Origin of the sequence: Pallidibacillus pasinlerensis, from assembly GCF_009996845.1 — a bacterium.
GTDB lineage: Bacteria > Bacillota > Bacilli > Bacillales > Caldibacillaceae > Pallidibacillus > Pallidibacillus pasinlerensis.
The window spans coordinates 1-1,621 of sequence record NZ_JAACYS010000133.1; the positions used below are offsets into that span (position 1 = coordinate 1).

Sequence of the window (1,621 nt, forward strand, 5' to 3'; positions counted from 1 at the left end):
GAGAGTGTAAAATATTTTGTGTAAATAGAAATTACTAAATAATGTTCATAGAAAAAGGAAGACCCTTTCTGTAGAATAAAGTTAGCCAACTAATTCACAGAAAAGAGGTCTTCCCTATGAATCATCTTACTACAGATTTAATCGAAGCACTAGCACAAAAACAAGATATCGAAGAAGTTTTTCGTCAGCATTTGGAAACAGCTATCAATCAGCTGTTGAAACATGAATTAACCGTCTTTTTAGACTATGAGCCTTACGATCGAGAAGGTTTTCATTCCGGCAATTCCCGTAATGGCTACTACGATCGTACCTTTAAAACCGAATACGGAGAACTACATCTTCGTATTCCTAGAGACCGTAATGGCCAGTTCCAACAACAAACAATAGCTCCTTATAAGCGTTCCAATGATACGCTGGAACAGTTTGTCATTCATCTTTATGAAAAAGGGATTACGACAAATGAAATCGCTGATCTCATCGAACGAATGTATGGACATCACTATTCCAAACAAACGGTTTCGAACCTAACACAACTTGTTTCTGAAGATGTGAAAGCTTTCCATGAACGAAAGCTCGAAGAACGCTATGTGTGCATTTATCTGGATGCCACTCATATTCCGATTCGACGTCAAACGGTTGAAAAAGAAGCTGTCTACATCGCTATTGGTATTACGGAAGAAGGAAACAAAGAAGTTTTAGACTTTACCATTGCACCAACAGAGTCTTCTCATGTATGGGAAGAACTCATCCAAGGCCTCCGTGAGCGAGGAGTAGAAAACGTTCTTCTTTTCATTTCGGATGGATTGCCAGGGATGACGGATAGCATTCATCGTGTCTATCCAAAGGCAAAGCATCAAGTGTGCTGCGTACATGTCGCTCGAAACATTTCCAGTAAAGTACGCGTAAAGGATCGCGCAGCCATTCTCGATGACTTTAAGGCCGTCTATCAAGCGAAAGACCGTGAAGAAGCTTTAGAAGCCTTAGAACAGATGCAAAGCAAGTGGGAAAAGTCTTATCCACGTGTTATTGAATCAGTAATGAACAACGAACGGATCTTAACGTTTTATGATTTTCCAGCCTCCATACGTCGCAGTATCTACTCGACAAACTTAATTGAAGCTTTTAACAAAGAAATCAAACGATATGTCAAACGCAAAGAACAATTCCCGAATGAAGAATCCTTAGAACGCTTTCTCGTGACACGGTTTCTAGACTATAATCACAAATTTGGCATGCGTTGTCATCGGGGGTTTGAAAAGGCGAAATCAGAATTGATACAGATGTTTGAAGCACTAGAAGATTAAGCTCTAGCATCAATCCGCCATCCTTGACCTTGTTTACGGTCGTGGTGGTGTGTAGGTTGGCGGATGGGAGAAATAAAGACCTATGTAGGGGCTTCATCCGCACACCCAGCGTACCACGACCGATATTTTCTAAGTTCTAGCTGGCCGGGTCCCTGAACCCAACCAGCAAGAACTAAGAAAAGGCACAAGGTCAAGGACAAGCAGCTAACCGCTGTGGCTCTGTGTTTAACTTAAAATAGAAGTTTTACCAACTAAATTAAGCAGGCTGACTTATCTACTGGAAACAGGGTTATTTACACAAAATTATTGACACACCC

General features: G+C 41.0%; 1 protein-coding gene. It reads left to right on the plus strand.

Annotated features, from left to right (window positions below; all coding sequences use genetic code 11):
- The first annotated feature begins 116 nt into the window (after positions 1 to 116).
- Positions 117 to 1,304: an IS256 family transposase gene (locus GW534_RS15795; protein WP_161921920.1), complete on the plus strand. Its 1,188-nt coding sequence runs from the start codon at positions 117 to 119 to the stop codon at positions 1,302 to 1,304.
- Positions 1,305 to 1,621: the final 317 nt, after the last annotated feature.

Coding starts and splice junctions, on each gene's coding strand:
- GW534_RS15795 (WP_161921920.1), top strand. CDS start 117: ATGAATCATCTTACTACAGATTTAATCGAAGCACTAGCACAAAAACAA.